The sequence below is a fragment of the Streptomyces sp. NPDC093600 genome (assembly GCF_044764755.1).
Lineage (GTDB): Bacteria > Actinomycetota > Actinomycetes > Streptomycetales > Streptomycetaceae > Streptomyces.
In genome coordinates, this window is sequence record NZ_JBIWIU010000003.1 from 297,974 (window position 1) to 312,765 (window position 14,792).

The 14,792-nt window shown below is 72.8% G+C and carries 15 protein-coding genes; 9 read left to right on the forward strand and 6 right to left on the reverse strand.

All coding sequences use genetic code 11. The features are described 5' to 3' along the window. Positions 1-15 precede the first annotated feature (15 nt). Both ACIRB4_RS11290 and ACIRB4_RS11295 read left to right on the forward strand, forming a co-directional pair. Positions 16-1,122 (forward strand): glycosyl hydrolase family 18 protein, encoded by a 1,107-nt coding sequence (locus ACIRB4_RS11290; protein WP_403289978.1) that lies wholly within the window; start codon positions 16-18, stop codon positions 1,120-1,122. Between the two features lie 83 nt (positions 1,123-1,205). After that, complete coding sequence (locus ACIRB4_RS11295) at positions 1,206-1,379, forward strand: hypothetical protein (RefSeq protein WP_403289979.1); 174 nt, start codon at positions 1,206-1,208, stop codon at positions 1,377-1,379. Positions 1,380-1,470: 91 nt separating this feature from the next. Here ACIRB4_RS11295 and ACIRB4_RS11300 read toward each other — a convergent pair whose 3' ends face one another. Then, a complete protein-coding gene (locus ACIRB4_RS11300) occupies positions 1,471-2,178 on the reverse strand; it encodes an alpha/beta fold hydrolase (protein ID WP_403289981.1) in 708 nt (235 codons plus the stop codon). 25 nt (positions 2,179-2,203) lie between these two features. Next, positions 2,204-3,451, reverse strand: coding sequence for an MFS transporter (locus ACIRB4_RS11305; RefSeq protein WP_403289982.1), 1,248 nt, complete (start codon positions 3,449-3,451; stop codon positions 2,204-2,206). A gap of 234 nt (positions 3,452-3,685) precedes the next feature. Here ACIRB4_RS11305 and ACIRB4_RS11310 point away from each other — a divergent pair, with 234 nt between their 5' ends. From ACIRB4_RS11310 to ACIRB4_RS11320, 3 genes are all read left to right on the forward strand, one after another. Then, positions 3,686-4,708 carry a LacI family DNA-binding transcriptional regulator gene (locus ACIRB4_RS11310; protein WP_403289983.1) on the forward strand — a complete coding sequence of 341 codons (1,023 nt, stop codon included), beginning with the start codon at positions 3,686-3,688 and terminating at the stop codon, positions 4,706-4,708. A 53-nt stretch (positions 4,709-4,761) separates the two neighbouring features. Continuing rightward, entirely contained in the window at positions 4,762-5,031 is a 270-nt protein-coding gene (locus ACIRB4_RS11315; RefSeq protein WP_403289984.1) for a hypothetical protein, read from the forward strand. Positions 5,032-5,209: 178 nt separating this feature from the next. Next, positions 5,210-6,397 carry a thiolase family protein gene (locus tag ACIRB4_RS11320; protein WP_403289985.1) on the forward strand — a complete coding sequence of 396 codons (1,188 nt, stop codon included), beginning with the start codon at positions 5,210-5,212 and terminating at the stop codon, positions 6,395-6,397. A gap of 128 nt (positions 6,398-6,525) precedes the next feature. On the opposite strand, the gene trxA is transcribed toward ACIRB4_RS11320, so the two are convergent. Continuing rightward, positions 6,526-6,888 (reverse strand): thioredoxin, encoded by a 363-nt coding sequence (gene trxA, locus ACIRB4_RS11325; protein ID WP_356896301.1) that lies wholly within the window; start codon positions 6,886-6,888, stop codon positions 6,526-6,528. Between the two features lie 153 nt (positions 6,889-7,041). Between trxA and ACIRB4_RS11330 the strand changes: the two genes are divergently transcribed. Next, positions 7,042-8,493, forward strand: coding sequence for a dihydrolipoyl dehydrogenase family protein (locus tag ACIRB4_RS11330; protein ID WP_403289986.1), 1,452 nt, complete (start codon positions 7,042-7,044; stop codon positions 8,491-8,493). Further along, positions 8,490-9,389, forward strand: coding sequence for a 3'-5' exonuclease (locus ACIRB4_RS11335; protein WP_403289987.1), 900 nt, complete (start codon positions 8,490-8,492; stop codon positions 9,387-9,389). Before ACIRB4_RS11330 ends, ACIRB4_RS11335 begins: the two co-directional genes overlap by 4 nt. A gap of 30 nt (positions 9,390-9,419) precedes the next feature. Here ACIRB4_RS11335 and ACIRB4_RS11340 read toward each other — a convergent pair whose 3' ends face one another. Next, positions 9,420-10,037, reverse strand: coding sequence for a TetR/AcrR family transcriptional regulator (locus ACIRB4_RS11340; protein WP_403289988.1), 618 nt, complete (start codon positions 10,035-10,037; stop codon positions 9,420-9,422). A gap of 160 nt (positions 10,038-10,197) precedes the next feature. Between ACIRB4_RS11340 and ACIRB4_RS11345 the strand changes: the two genes are divergently transcribed. Both ACIRB4_RS11345 and ACIRB4_RS11350 read left to right on the forward strand, forming a co-directional pair. Beyond that, a complete protein-coding gene (locus ACIRB4_RS11345) occupies positions 10,198-11,628 on the forward strand; it encodes a purine-cytosine permease family protein (protein ID WP_403289990.1) in 1,431 nt (476 codons plus the stop codon). A gap of 111 nt (positions 11,629-11,739) precedes the next feature. Then, positions 11,740-13,413, forward strand: coding sequence for an amidohydrolase (locus ACIRB4_RS11350; RefSeq protein ID WP_403289991.1), 1,674 nt, complete (start codon positions 11,740-11,742; stop codon positions 13,411-13,413). 54 nt (positions 13,414-13,467) lie between these two features. On the opposite strand, the gene ACIRB4_RS11355 is transcribed toward ACIRB4_RS11350, so the two are convergent. Beyond that, positions 13,468-14,118, reverse strand: coding sequence for a DUF305 domain-containing protein (locus ACIRB4_RS11355; RefSeq protein WP_403289992.1), 651 nt, complete (start codon positions 14,116-14,118; stop codon positions 13,468-13,470). 112 nt (positions 14,119-14,230) lie between these two features. Next, on the reverse strand, positions 14,231-14,641 hold the full coding sequence (locus ACIRB4_RS11360) for a DUF6153 family protein (RefSeq protein WP_403289993.1): 411 nt from the start codon (positions 14,639-14,641) through the stop codon (positions 14,231-14,233). Positions 14,642-14,792: the final 151 nt, after the last annotated feature.

A 14,792-nucleotide genomic window follows, 5' to 3' on the forward strand; every position in this document is an offset into this window, starting at 1 on the left:
GCCGAGGCTCGGTCCATGGCCCTCGCGACACCGTCCCGCACCCGCACCCGCACCCTCGCCCTCCTGGCCGCGCTGACCGCCCTGCTCATCGCCGCGCCCCCGGCCGCCGGGGCGGCCCAGGACGACCCCCCGCGCACCGTCTCCGCCTGGCTCCCCTACTGGGACCAGGAGGCCGCCTACCTCGCCGCGCTGCGCCACGCCGACCAACTGCACACCGTCAGCCCCTTCTGGTACGAGACGAAGGCCGACGACCGGATCGCCCCGCACCCCGGCGCAGGGGAGCGGCTCGTCATCGACGGCCTCCACCGGGCCGGCATCAAGGTCGTCCCCACCGTCATGGAGACCCTGCCCTCCGGCGTCCTCGCGGGAATCCTCACCGACCCCGCCCGGCGTGCCACCCACGCGAAGGCCCTGGCCGCCGTCGCCGTGTCCCGCGACTACGACGGCCTCGACCTCGACTACGAGTCCATCGCCACCACCGGCGACTCCGCCTACCCGGCCGTACGCGACGGGTACACCGCCCTGGTCGAGGACGTGTGCGCCCGACTGCACGCCCTCGCCAGACAGTGCGTGGTCACGGTGAACCCCAGGACCGCGACCACCGGCCGGGTCTGGGACTACGCCGCCCTCGGCAAGGCGGCCGACCGGGTGCGCATCATGGCGTACAACCTGCACTGGGCGGGTGGCGCCCCCGGACCGATCGCGAGCACCGCCTGGTACGACGAGCTGCTGCGCACCGCCACCTCCCTCGTACCGCCCGAGCGGATCGAGCTCGCCCTGCCCGCCTACGGCTGGGACTGGGCCACGGCGGGCAGCGGGAAGGCGGACGGGGCAGGAAAGGCGGACGCCGGGAAGACCGCGCACGTCACGTGGAAGGAGGCCGAGGCGCTGCGCCGCGCCCACGGCGCCCCCTACCGGCTCGACCCCGTCTCCGGCACCCCGTACTTCACCTACCGGGACGGCGACCTCACCCGTGAGGTGTGGTACCAGGACGCCAAGGGCGTCGCCGGACACCTGCCCGTCCTGCGCCGCCACGGCGTCGTGAACACCGCCCTGTGGGCGCTGAACTTCGAGGACCCCGACCTCTGGCCGGTGCTGGCCGGGCGTGCCCCCACGCCCTGACATGCGCCGCTCGCACCCTCGTGCGAATCTGGGAACGGCCCAGACGTCCGGAGTCCGCTCCAGGAGTCACAGGAGGCACGATCGTGGGCAAGAAACAGACCCGGGTGAACCACGGAGCCCGTACGGGCGGCCACGAACACCGAGCCGTGGCGGCGACGACGAAGGAACAGACCGGCACGTCGGCGACCAGCGAGACCCCCCGCACGCTGCAGCGGCAGGTCGCCCACAAGAAGGAGCGGAAGTTCGGCCACAACTGACCTTCCGCACACGGTGGCCGGGGCCCGGAGCCGCGTGGGCCCCGGCCACGGTGTGGTCCACTCGCCGGACCCGTACGCGCGCGCCGGTACCTCAGATCCAGCCGTCCAGGGCGGTCATGAAGCCGTCGAGGTCGTCCCGGTGGATGGTGTGGCCCGCGCCGACGACCGTGCGGAGCTCGAAACCGCGCTCCTTGAGCATCTGCTCGCTCTCGGGCGAGACCAGCATGCTCGGATCGGCGAGCGTGACCAGCGAGGGGACGACCGGCTCGACGGGCCACGCGTCCCGGCCGGCGAAGCCCACCAGGCCGTGGGCCGTCCGCTCGTCCCAGAGCCGTATCGTCTCGATCTCTATGTCGAGATCCTCCTCCTCCCAGCGGGGATTGAACTCCCGCAGGTGCTCTCGGGTGAGGAACTTGCTCTGCGTGAACAGCTCGGGGCGGTAGCCGCCGGGCCCGGCCGGCAGATGCCAGGCGGGGTCGGAGTAGACCGCGCGGCGCGGTGCGAGCCGCTCCACGGCCAGGGCCAGCGTCAGCCCGCCGAGCGAGTGCCCGATCGCCAACTCTGCGCCGACGGGCAGGGTTTCGACCACATCATCGGCGTAGTCCTCCGGGGTGTACCCCTCCGGGCCGGTGGCGCGGCGGCTGGCGCCGTGACCGCGCAGGTCCACGGCGACGACCCGGTAGCCGCGCGCGGCGAGCGCCGGCCCGACCCTGCGCCAGGTGCGGTGGTCGGACATGATGCCGTGGATCAGCAGGGCGATCCGGTCGCCTGATCCCCAGGTGGTGGTGTGCAACCGCACGGTGACGCCTTTCGGGACGGGGTGCTCAGCGCACGCTACGGATCGGGCGCACGGCCAGCGCCCCGAGCACCGACAGTACGGCGGCGGCCAGGAAGAGGGCCGTGTATCCGCCACTCGCCGAGACGATCAGCGAGGCGACGAACGGGGCGACGATCTGCGGGCCCGCGTTGGCGATGTTGAGCACGCCCATGTCGCGGGCGGCGTCCTCGGCCTTGGGCAGGACCAAGGTGACCAGCGCCGTGTCGACCGCCATGTAGCAGCCGAAGCCCAGGCCGTTGACGACCGAGAAGGCGAGCATCGCGGTCCAGCTCGTCGAGACGGCGGGGATCACCAGGGCGACCGCGGCGAGCGCGGCGGAGGCTCCGACGAAGAGCTTGCGGCGGTCGTAGCGGTCCGAGAGCCAGCCGCCGAGGACGGTGGAGACCACCATCGCGACGCCGTTGACCGGCATCAGGATCGCCACCGCCTCCTCGGCGGACAGCCCGGCCGGCAGCTCGGTGTGGTCCTTGAGGATGTACAGCTGGAAACCGGCGACCGCGAAGTAACCGAGCACCAGCAGCGCGCGGCCGATGAACGCCCAGCGGAAGTCGTGCTCCTTCAGAGCGCTGCCGAAGGCGGCGAGCTGTGCCCTGACGGGCATCGGCGCCTTGGCGGGCATCCTCCGCTCGCGGGCGCAGAGGGTGAAGAGCACCGCCGTGGCCGCGACGATCACCCCGAAGACCAGATAGCCGGTGCGGTAGTCCTCCGAGAAGGCGGCCCCGACCAGGGCACCGATCGTGGAGCCGATCGGCAGGCCGAGACCGACGGCGGCGGAGGCCCTGCCGCGCGCGGAAGGCGGCACCCGGTCGGGGACGACGGAGGTGAGCGCGGCCTGGTAGACGTTCATCACCGCCTGACCCAGACACCAGGCGATCATCACCAGCAGGATGGTGTCGACGCCGCCGAGCAGGAACATCACGGGTACGGCGAGCAGTCCGCCCGCCAGGATCCAGGGGTTGCGCCGCCCGGAACGGTCCGAGAGAGCACCGGCCACGGGGTTGAAGACCGTGGCGAAGATGGCGGAGACACCGGAGACCAGGCCGAAGTTGGCCACCTTCTCCGCGGGGTCGATGGCCTCGATCTGGAGCGCCAGAAGCATGCCGGGGACGCCGACGTACAGGGCGTACATCGCCGTGTTGCCGGCGAGCAGCAGCGGCAGCAGCCCGCGGTTCGGCCGGGGAGCCGGGGAGGACCCGGAGCCGGTGGTGTCGGTGCCGGGGGAGGAAAGGGCCACGTTGCCCTCCTGAAAGGGAGCTCGCCCGACGCCGGGCGAGGAGCGGAAGTGATGGAAGGTGACACGTGAGAGCAGCAGGAAGCGATGGCGGGGCGACACGTGAGCTGACGACACGCGGCCGCCCGGTGAGGCTGTGATGACACGTGTAAGCGCCGCGTGTGAGCACTGTGTAGCACTCGAATCCGGCCATCCGCCAGACCCCGGTCGGGACCGGTCTGGAAAGATGCCGGAGCGATGAGCCAGTCACCCAGACAGTCCGCCGAACGTCCCGTGCCGACGAGCGCCGATGTCGCGCGGCTCGCGGGCGTGTCCCGAGCCACCGTCTCGTACGTGCTGAACAACACCGCGGCCGTACGGATCAGCGAGCCGACCCGCCGCCGGGTGCGCGAGGCGGCCGAGGAGCTGGGCTATGTGCCGCACGCCGCGGCCCGCAGCCTGCGCGCCGGCCACAGCCGGATGGTGCTGCTTCCCAGCGCGCACGTGCCGGTCGGCCCGCTGTACAGCCGGTTCTTCGACGAGCTCCAGTGGGCGCTGCGCCGCCTCGACTACACCGTGGTGCAGTACGGCAGCCTCGGCCTGGAGGGCGACGAGGCCGCCCGGGCCTGGGCCGAGCTCCGCCCCGTCGCCGTGGTCTCCCTCGGTGAGGTCCAGCTCACCCCGAGGGGCGTGAAGATCCTCAAGCGCTCCGGCGCGAAGGCGGTGATCACCGTCGGCCCGCAGCGGATCGAGGGCACGCACGCGCTGGTCATGGACCAGGCGCGGGTGGGCCGTGTCGCGGTCGCGCATCTCGTCGAGCGGGGCAGGCGGCGGATCGGCGTGGTCGTCCCCGAGGAGCCGGGCCTGGAGCTGTTCTCCGGGCCGCGGCTGGAGGGCGCCCGGCAGGCGGTGGAGGACACGGACGCCACCGTCGTACCTCTGCCGCTGCGGTACGAGGAGGAGTCCGCCACCGAACTGGCCGCACGGTGGCGGGAGTCGGGCCTCGACGGGGTCTTCGCGTACAACGACGAGTACGCGATGCTGCTGATGCGGGCGCTGCAGGACGCGGGCGTCTCGGTCCCGGACGAGACCGCGATCGTCGGCTCGGACGACCTGCTCCTCGGGCGGTTGCTGCGGCCCCGGCTGAGCACGGTGCGGATCGACATGGTGCTCGGCGAGGAGCTGGCCGAGCTGGTCGACCGCGCGGTCCGTGACCCGGAGGCCGTCCCGTCGACGCGGGATCTGATGGCCTCGCGGGTGGTGCCGCGCGAGTCGAGCTGAGGCCCGGGATACATGTCCGGCGCGGACCGGGGCGAGCGCTTAGCGTCGGAAGTATGAGGAAAGTTCCGAAGCGTTTCGAGATCCTCCTGGTCCCCGAGCACGTCGAGGACCGCGGTGGCGCGTCCGTGGAGGACAGCGCGGTACGTTCGGCGGTGGTCGAGGCCACCGGCCGCCAGGGCTCCTCGGGCTACCCGCGCTACGAGGGCCACGGCATGGCCGCCGACATCGATCCGGAGACCCGTACGGTCGAGGCCCTGCTGGTCGACGGACGTGAGCTGGACTACGGCCTGACGGCGCTGGTCCGCCACGACGCGGGCCCCTGAGAGCGCCCCGCGCCGTCGCCCACCGGCCCTCCGGCGGATCGACATCTGTATGGACCACATATCGCCCCTCCGGACCGTTGACAGGAGCCGCCGTCCGGCAGAGACTCGGCGCGCGTGATCCCGAAGGAACGTTCACCTGGCGAACGCTTCCTGTCGCAGTCCCCGTGGGAGAGAACCGATGAGCATCCGCGACGTCTACATCGTCGACGCCGTCCGCACGCCGATCGGCAAGTTCGGGGGCGCCCTCTCCTCCGTCCGCCCCGACGACCTCGCCGCCCATGTCGTCAAGGAGCTGATCGGCCGCGTGCCCGATCTCGACCCCGCCCGGATCGACGACGTGTACTTCGGCGACGCGAACGGCGCCGGCGAGGACAACCGCGACGTGGCCCGGATGGCCGTCCTGCTCGCCGGCCTGCCCACCTCCGTGCCCGGCGTCACCGTCAACCGCCTCTGCGGCTCCGGCCTGGAGGCCGTGATCCAGGCCGCCCGCGCCATCGCGCTCGGTGACGCCTCCGTCGTCGTGGCGGGTGGCGTCGAGTCGATGTCCCGCGCCCCCTGGGTCCTGCAGAAGCCCGAGCGCGCCTTCCCGGCCGGACACCAGCAGCTGCACTCCACGACCCTGGGCTGGCGCATGACCAACCCGAGGATGCCCGCCGACTGGACCGTCTCGCTCGGCGAGGGCGCCGAGCTCGTCGCCGACAAGCACGGCATCACCCGCGAACAGCAGGACGCCTTCGCGCTGGCCAGCCACCGGAAGGCGGCCGAGGCGTGGGCGAAGGGGCTCTACGACGCCGAGGTGGTGCCCTACGACGGCGTGGACCTCGCCCGTGACGAGTGCGTCCGCGACAACACCTCGCTGGAGGCCCTGGCCCGGCTGAAGCCGTCCTTCCGTGCCGACGGCGGCACGGTCACCGCGGGCAACGCCTCGCCGCTCAACGACGGCGCGGCGGCCCTGCTCCTCGTGGACGAGGAGGGCCTGCGGGAGACCGGAAGCGAGCCGCTCGCCCGTATCCGGGCCTCGGCCGTCACGGGAATCGAACCGCAGCTCTTCGGTCTCGGCCCGGTCGAGGCCGTCCGGCGGGCGCTCGGCAAGGCGGACCGTTCCTTCGCGGACCTGACGACCTTCGAGCTGAACGAGGCCTTCGCCGCCCAGTCCCTCGGCTGCCTCGCCGAGTGGCCGGAACTCGACCCCGAGATCGTCAATCCGCGCGGCGGCGCCATCGCCATCGGGCACCCGCTGGGCGCCTCGGGCGCCCGGCTCGCCGGCTCGGTGGCCCACCAGCTCGCGGCGGCCGGCTCGGGCACGGGCCTCGCCGCGCTCTGCATCGGCGTCGGCCAGGGCCTGGCGCTGGTCCTGGAGCGCTGAGGAGCGAGTGTTGCGGCGCTGAGCACGGAGCGCCGACAACGAGTACGGAGCGCTGACGCCGATCACCGAGCACCGGCAGCGCGAAGGGCGGTACGGGTTCTCCCCGTACCGCCCTTCCCGTGCGAGACCTACTGCTTGGCGTCCTCGATGGACTTGCGCACCTCGGCCATGTCGAGCTTGCGCGCCTGACCGATCACGTCCTCCAGCGCGGCCTCCGGCAGCGCGCCGGGCTGGGCGAACACGGCCACGTTGTCACGGACGATCATCAGCGTGGGGATCGAGCGGATCTCGAACGCGGCGGCCAGCTCCTGCTGCGCCTCGGTGTCCACCTTCGCGAAGACCAGATCCTCGTGACGCTCCGACGCGGCCTCGAACACCGGCGCGAACTGGCGGCACGGACCGCACCAGGAAGCCCAGAAGTCGATCAGAACGAAGTCGTTGTCGCTCACGATCTGGTCGAAGTTTTCCTTGGTGAGCTCTACGGTGCTCATGCTTCCTACCTCTCCGGGGCTCCTGACGGTGTCCTCACGGTCCCCTGGGGACTCGCCCCGCACAACGGCGCGTCGCCCCCGGCTATTCCAGGACCGCACCGGCCGCGCCTTCCCCTGTGGCCTCCGGGCACACCTGCGGCCAGACTGGGGCCCATGACACGAGCGGTGGAGCATGAGTACGACGTGGTGGTCCTGGGCGCGGGACCGGTCGGCGAGAACGTGGTGGACCGGGCCAGGGCGGCCGGACTGAGCGTGGCGGTGGTGGAGAGCGAACTGGTCGGCGGGGAGTGCTCGTACTGGGCCTGCATGCCCAGCAAGGCGCTGCTGCGCCCGGCCATCGCCCGCTCCGACGCGCGCAAGGTGCCCGGGCTCCGGCAGTCGGTCCAAGGGCCGCTGGACGCCGCCGCCGTGCTCGCCCACCGCGACTACTACGTCTCCCACTGGAAGGACGACAACGCCGTCACCTGGCTCGACTCCACCGGCGCACGGCTCTTCCGCGGCCACGGCCGGCTGGCCGGAACCCGGAGGATCGCCGTCGAGGCACCCGAGGGCGAGCGCCACCTCCTCGCCGCCCGGCACGCCGTCGCCGTGTGCACCGGCAGTCGCGCCGTCCTGCCCGAGCTGCCGGGCCTGACCGGCTCCAGGCCCTGGACCAGCCGCGAGGCCACCAGCGCCCACCGCGTCCCGGACCGGCTCGTCGTCGTCGGCGGGGGAGTGGTCGCCGCGGAGATGGCCACCGCCTGGCAGGCGCTCGGCTCGCACGTCACGGTGCTGGTCCGCGGCGACGGCCTGCTGACCCGGATGGAGCCGTTCGTCGGCGAGCACGTCGCCGAAGCCCTCACCGCGCGCGGGGCCGACGTCCGTACCGGCGTCTCCGTCTCCGCCGTCGTACGGGACGGAAGCACCGGCCCGGTCACGGTGGTCCTGGAGGGCGGCGACCAAGTGGTGGGCGACGAGGTCCTCTTCGCGACCGGCCGCGCCCCCCGCACCGAGGACATCGGTCTGGAGACGGTCGGCCTGGAGCCCGGCTCCTGGCTCTCGGTGGACGACAGCCTCCGGGTCACCGGCCACGACTGGCTCTACGCCGTCGGGGACGTCAACCGCCGCGCTCTGATGACGCATCAGGGCAAGTACCAGGCGCGGATCGCGGGCGCCGCGATCGCCGCCCGCGCCGCGGGCGACTCCCTGCCCGAGGAAGACTCCTGGGGCGCGCACGCGGCCACCGCCGACCACGCGGCGGTGCCGCAGGTCGTCTTCACCGACCCCGAGGCCGCGTCGGTCGGCCTCTCCCTGGCGGAGGCCCGGCGCGCCGGACACCGGGTGCGCGCCGTCGACCTCGACCTCTCCGGCGTCGCGGGCGCCGGTCTGTACGCGGACGGCTACCGCGGCCACGCCCGTATGGTCGTCGATCTCGAACGCGAGATCGTCCTCGGTGTCACCCTCGTCGGGCCCGGCATCGGGGAGCTGCTCCACTCGGCGACCGTCGCCGTGGCGGGAGAGGTCCCGATCGCCCGCCTCTGGCACGCCGTTCCGGCCTATCCGACGCTGAGCGAGGCGTGGTTGAGGCTGCTTGAGGCGTATCGCGACGGCGCCGGAACGTCATGAGCCCGGGGTCGGGGGCGAATGCCGGGTCGGGTGCGGGTGCGCGGCCGGGGGGCTTCGTCAACGACTACGACGGGCCGTGCGCGGTGTGCGGCGCCGTCGTCCCCGCCGGTTCGGGGGTGCTCCGGCACGGCCGGACCGGCGGCTGGGAGGTCTACCACCCCGAACACGTACGGGAGCCGACGCCCCCGGCCCGGCTGGACCACCCCGGCTGGCACCGCCGCCGGCTCATGGCCCTGGACATCGCGACCACCGGCAACCGGGCGGCCGTCGACCGTATCCTCGCCGCCTCCGTACGGACGAGTGACGGCCTGTCATCGGACTGGACATTGGATCCAGGATCCGATCCGCTCTCCCTGGCGCCCGGCAAGAGCCACGGCATCACGATTGACCGGGCGCGAAGGGAGGGCGTTCCGGCGGCGCGCGCGCTCGGCGAGGTGGCGGACCTGCTCGCCGGACACCTCGCGTCGGGGGAGCTGCTGGTCGTCTGGTTCGCGCCCCACGTCCTGACCACGCTCCACGCCGAACTCCTGCGCCACGGGGTTCGCCCGCTGGCCGAGCGGCTTCCGGCGGGCGTCGCCCCCGTCTGCGACCCTCTCGTCCTGGACCGTCACGCCGACCGCTACCGCCCCGGCCGCCGTTCCCTGGACGCGGTCACCGCGTGGTACGGCGTCCCGCACCCCCACCCCGGGGAAGCCGCCTCCGACGCCGAGGCCACCCTCGCCCTCGCCCAGGTCATCGGCGCCTCCTACCCCTCGATCGCCCGGCTGTCACGGCCCGTGCTCCACGCCGAACAGATCCTCTGGAACGCCGAGCTGTCCCGCCACCGGCCCGGCACGCCGGACTGGCCCATGACTCCCGTGGAGCCGTCGGAGTGGGAGAACCCCACGGCGGGGTGAACGCGCGACGCGCCTGGAAGGTCGACGACCTCAGCGGGCTCGCGGGATCAGCCGTTCGGCAGCCGCTCTCGCCGCCTCCAGGGCCGGGCGGGGATCCCGCCCCTGCTCCTGGCCGAGGACGACCCGGGTGCTCAACCCGTCGAGGAGCGCCAGGAGTTCGGAAGCGCGCTCCGTCACCTCCGCGGCGTCCATCGGAGCGAAACGCCCCTGCGCGACGCCTTTGGTGAGCAGCGCCTCCAGGTCCTCCTGCCAGCCCCGGTCCAGGTCGCGCTGGGCCTCGCGGAGGGACTCGTTGGCGGGGGTGCGGGCCCAGAGTTCGATCCACAGCGTCCAGCGCGGATCGCGCGGACCGCGCGGGAGATACAGCCGCAGGAAGAGGTCCAGCTTGCGCTCCGCCGTCAGCCGGCGGGACAGCAGCGAGCGGCGCTCCTCGGCGAGCGCCGTCTCGCTCCAGCGCAACGCGGCCAGCAGCAGCAGGTCCTTGCTGCCGAAGTAGTACAGGATGTGGCCGCCGCTCGTGCCCAGGCGTTCGGCCAGCGCCGACATGGTGAGCGCCGCCAGACCGTCCTCGGCGATGGCCGCCATGGCCTCCTCGAGCATCCGCTCCTGGGCGATGTGCCCGTCACGCCGTCGTGCCGACCCTGCCACCGCTCCGCCTCCGCCGTCCGGTCCCGAGGTCACGACTCTAACCGCAGGTCCCCGAGGTCTTGACGCGGCGGGCACCCCTCCCACATCTTGAATGGCGTTCTAACTTCTAGAACGTCATTCAAGGTCGGCGGGCATGGTGGAGGCGGGAGTGGGAGCGGACATGGCACCACAGGAGAGAGCGGCCGGTGTCGGCCGGGACGAGGTCTTCCAGGTCGAGGGGCACGGCATCGACCCCATCCCCGACACCGAACGGCACGGCAGCGCCAAGGACCTCTTCTGGCTCTGGTTCGGCTCGAACCTCACCTTCACCTACGTGATCAACGGCGCCCTCGCCGTCGCCTTCGGCCTCTCTTTCTGGCAGGCCACCGCCGTCGTCGTCATCGGCGGACTCCTCTTCTTCGCCATCAGCGCCGCCGGACTCAGCGGCGTCCGCACCGGCACGGCGACCCTCGTCATCTCCCGTGCCGCCTTCGGCGTGCGCGGGAACTGGCCCGCCGGACTGCTCAACTGGGTCGTCAGCATCGGCTACACCATCGTCAACACGGTCGTCGGCACCCTCGCGCTCGAAGCGTTCTTCGCCGACCTGGGCTGGGGCGGCGGCGCCGTCGCCCGCGCCGTCGCGCTCGCGGTCACACTGACGCTGACCTTCGCCGTCGCCCTGTGGGGACACGCCACCGTCCAGTTCGCCGAACGCTGGATGGCCTACGCCCTCGCCCTCGGCTTCGCCGCCCTTCTCGTCTTCGTCCTGCCCGGCGCCGACACGGCCGCGCCGGCCACCGGGCCGGGCGCCTCCGGCTGGAGCCTCGCCTTCGTCGTCATGCTCGCCGGCCCCTTCTCGTACCTCCCCATGCCCGCCGACTACACCCGCTATCTGCCGCGCGCCACCTCCCTCAAGGCCCTCACCTGGAGCGGAGCGCTCGGCGGCTTCCTCTCCTCCGTCGCTCTCGGCGTCGCCGGGGTCGCCGCCGCGACCCAGACCGACATGGCGGACGCGGTCGCCGGCGCGGAAGGGCTGCTCCCGGGCTGGTTCCAGCCGCTCTTCCTCGCCCTCGTCCTCGGCGGCTCGGTGACCAACTCGATCATCACGCTCTACTCCTCCAGCCTGAACCTCCAGGTCCTCGGCATCCCCTGGAGCCGCGCCCGCGCCATCGTGATCAGCGCCGCTGTCACCGCGCTCGGCTCCCTCGGCGCCCTGTTCCTCACCGACTTCACCACCTCGCTGCTCTCCTTCCTCTCCCTCCTGATCATCGTCTTCGCCCCGTGGGGCGGGGTCTTCCTCGCCGACATGGTGCTGCGCCGCTGCGCCTACGACTCCGAGGCGCTGCACGCCGGCGCGCGAGGGGCGTACTGGTACCGCGCGGGCTGGCACCCCGCCGGAATGGCGGCCCTGCTCGCCGGCATGCTCTTCGCCGCCCTGACCTGCGACTCCGAGCTGTGGACCGGCCCGCTCGTCGCACCGCTCGGCGGGGCCGACCTCACGCTCCTCGGCGCGGTCGTCTCGGCGCTCGTGTACCTGCTCCTCGCCCGCCACACGGTCGCCCCCAACGGGGTCGCGCCCAGCCGCCCGGAAGGCTCCCCGGCCCACCCGTAAGCCTGCGTAGCCCTCCCTCGTACGCCCATAAGCCCCCGTAAGCCCCCTAAGCCCCCGTACGTCACCGCGACGCCCCCTCAAGGCGCCCCGTGACACATGGAGTTCCCTCTCATGCACACCCCTGTCACCCAGCCCGCCCCCGCCGATCTGGTCCTCACCCACGCCGGTATCCACACCGTCGACCCCGATCTGCCCGAGGCCGAGGCGCTGGCCGTGCGCGACGGACGGATCGTCTGGGTCGGCGCGGACGCCGACGCCGCCGCGTGGACCGGTGCCGACACCCGGATCCTGGACGCCGGCGGCCGCCTCGTCCTGCCCGGCTTCATCGACGCCCACAACCATGTACGCCTCGGCTCCGACGACGCCTGCGTCCAGCTCGCCGGAGCCCGCACCCTCGACGCCATCCACCAGCGGATCACCTCCTGGCGGGCCTCCCACCCCGACGCGGCGTGGATCGAGGCCGAGGCGTTCGACTACTCCGCGATCCCCGGCGGCCGGATGCCCACCGCCGCCGACCTCGACCCGGTCACCGGGGACACACCGGCGATCGTCCTCAGCTACGACGTGCACACCGCCTGGCTCAACACCGCCGCCCTGCGCCGCCTGGGCGTCCACCGCGACCGCACCAGTCTGCCGTTCGGCGAGGCCGTCACCGACCCGGCCACCGGCGAACCCACCGGCTTCGTCCGGGACTTCGCCGTCATGGGACTGTCGCGCGACGGCCACCGCGCCCTGCGAGAGCTCGGCGTGCCGTGGGCCGCGCCCGACCGGCAGTACGGGCGGCTCACCAAGAGCCTGGACGACGCCATCGGTTACGGCATCACCACGGTCGTCGAACCCCAGAACTCCCTCGACGACCTCGCCCTCTTCGAGCGGGCACGCGCCGAGGGCCGGCTCCGCTCACGGCTCGTCGCGGCCCTCTTCCACCCCCGCGGGACCACCGAGGCCGACCTCGACGAATTCGCCGCCGCGGCGAGGAAGTACGACGACGACCGGCTGCGCGTGGGCCCGCTCAAGCTCTACATCGACGACGTCGTCGAACCGCGTACGGCGGCCCTCCTGGAGCCGTACACCGGCTGCGGCCGGCACCGCGGCGACACCTTCTACCCGGCGGAGGAGTTCGCCGAGCTGCTCACCCGGCTCGACGCCCGCGGCTTCCAGTGCTTCGTCCACGCCACCGGCGACCGAGGCATCCGTACGGTCCTCGACGCCGTCGCCCGCGCCCGGGCCGTGAACGGCCCCCGGGACGCCCGGCACCAGATCGTCCACGTGGAATGCCTCGACCCCGCCGACACGCCCCGCTTCGCCGAACTCGGTGTCGTCGCCTGTATGCAGCCCCGCCATGCCGCGCCCGACATCGCGGGACCCGGCCAGGACTGGGCCGAGAACATCGGCCCCGAGCGCTGGCACAAGGCATGGCCGCTGCGCGGCCTGCACGCCGCCGGAGCCGTACTGGCCCTCTCCAGCGACTGGAACGTGGCGGAGATGGACCCCATGGTCGGCATCTACACCGCCGTCACCCGCCGCCCGCTGTCGGGCGGCGGGGAGCCCTGGACGCCGCAGGAGACGATCGACGTCACCACGGCCGTCGAGGGGTACACGATGGGCTCGGCGTACGCCAACTTCCTGGAGAACGACCGGGGTTCGCTGACCGTCGGCAAGCTCGCCGACTTCGTGATCCTCTCCCGCGACATCCTGCGCGTGGACCCCGAGGAGATCCTGGGCACGGTGGCGGAGACCGTCGTGGTGGGGGGCGAGATCGTCAGCACCCGCCCGCGCGCCTGACATCGCGGGCCCCGGGGGCGCCCCCCACCGCGAGGGGCGCCCCCGGGGCGTCGGTCAGAGCCGTCCGAGGATCGTCCGCAGCTGGGTGACCTCGGCGGACTGCGTACGCACCACGTCGTCGGCCAGCTTCTTCGCCGACTCGTTACGGCCGTCCTTCTGTTCGGTCCTGGCCATCGCGACCGCGCCCTCGTGGTGGGCGATCATCAGCTCGGCGAACTTCCTGTCGAAGGCCTCGCCCTTGGCGGCCGCGAGGTCCTTCATGTCCTGCTGCGACATCATCCCGGACATCGTCCCGGAGACCTCGTGGCCGCTGCCGTGGCCGTCATGACCCGCGGACTCGGGCTTGCCCCACTGCTTGAGCCAGGACTTCATCCGCTGGATCTCCGGGTCCTGGGCCTTCTCGATCTGGACGACGAGCTTCTTGATCTCGGGGTCCTGGGCCCGGCCGTCGGCCAGCTTCGCCATCTCCAGGGCCTGCTCGTGGTGCGGGATCATCATCTGGGCGAACGCCACGTCGGCGTCGTTGAACTCACCGGCCGCGTCGGCCGTGGCCGGAGCGGAGGACGCGGCGGAGGTCTTGCCCCCGTGCTCGGTCCCGCTCGGCGAATTGCCGTCCGAGCCACAGGCGGAGAGCAGCAGGCCGGCAGCGGTCGCGGCGCCGATGAGGGCGAGCTTCCGGGCGGCGGGGTTCGTCAGGGCACGCATATGTGTCACACCTCGTGTGCTGTCTGTGCGGCGTACGCCCGTGCGTACGCGCGGAAAAGGCTGAAGGGACGCGTCAGCGGGCGGCGCGAGGCGCCCGCGGTGGCGATTCGGCCTAAAGGCGCAGGACGGACAGCTGGGCGAGGTCGGGGGGACGGGGCGGCGGGGCGTTCGGCCCGAGGCCCGGTGAGAAGCCGGCGATGACCCGGGCGGCCCGGTCGCGTCGGCGGCTGAGTGCCGCCCGGACGAGCCCCGCGAGCAGCCAGACGCTGAGGACGGCCACGCAGAGCGTGGTCATGTCCATCGTCATACCGGAGTCGTGCGACGGGGCGGGCGCGGGCTCCGAATGGCCCGGTCCGGGCGCGTGCGGTCCGGGCGCGTGCGGTCCGGCGGCGGAGACGTGCGCCGTCCCGGCCGCACCACTGCCCGAGGACTCCGACGGATGGCCCACCGAGTGCATCACGAAGACGCCGAGCGCGAGCACGACGACGAGCAGCAGGTGCGCCAGGGCACCTCCCGCTCGCATGCCGCTGTGTCCCAGCCGTTCCGCGCGCACGGTCCGAACCTCCCGGACCGACCCTACCGAAGCCCGGTGTCGGTTCTCGCGAGGGGCGTCGCCGACGTGCCGGATGAGGGATTGCCCCTTGCGGGAGGACGCCTCGGCGGCTCAGGGGCGG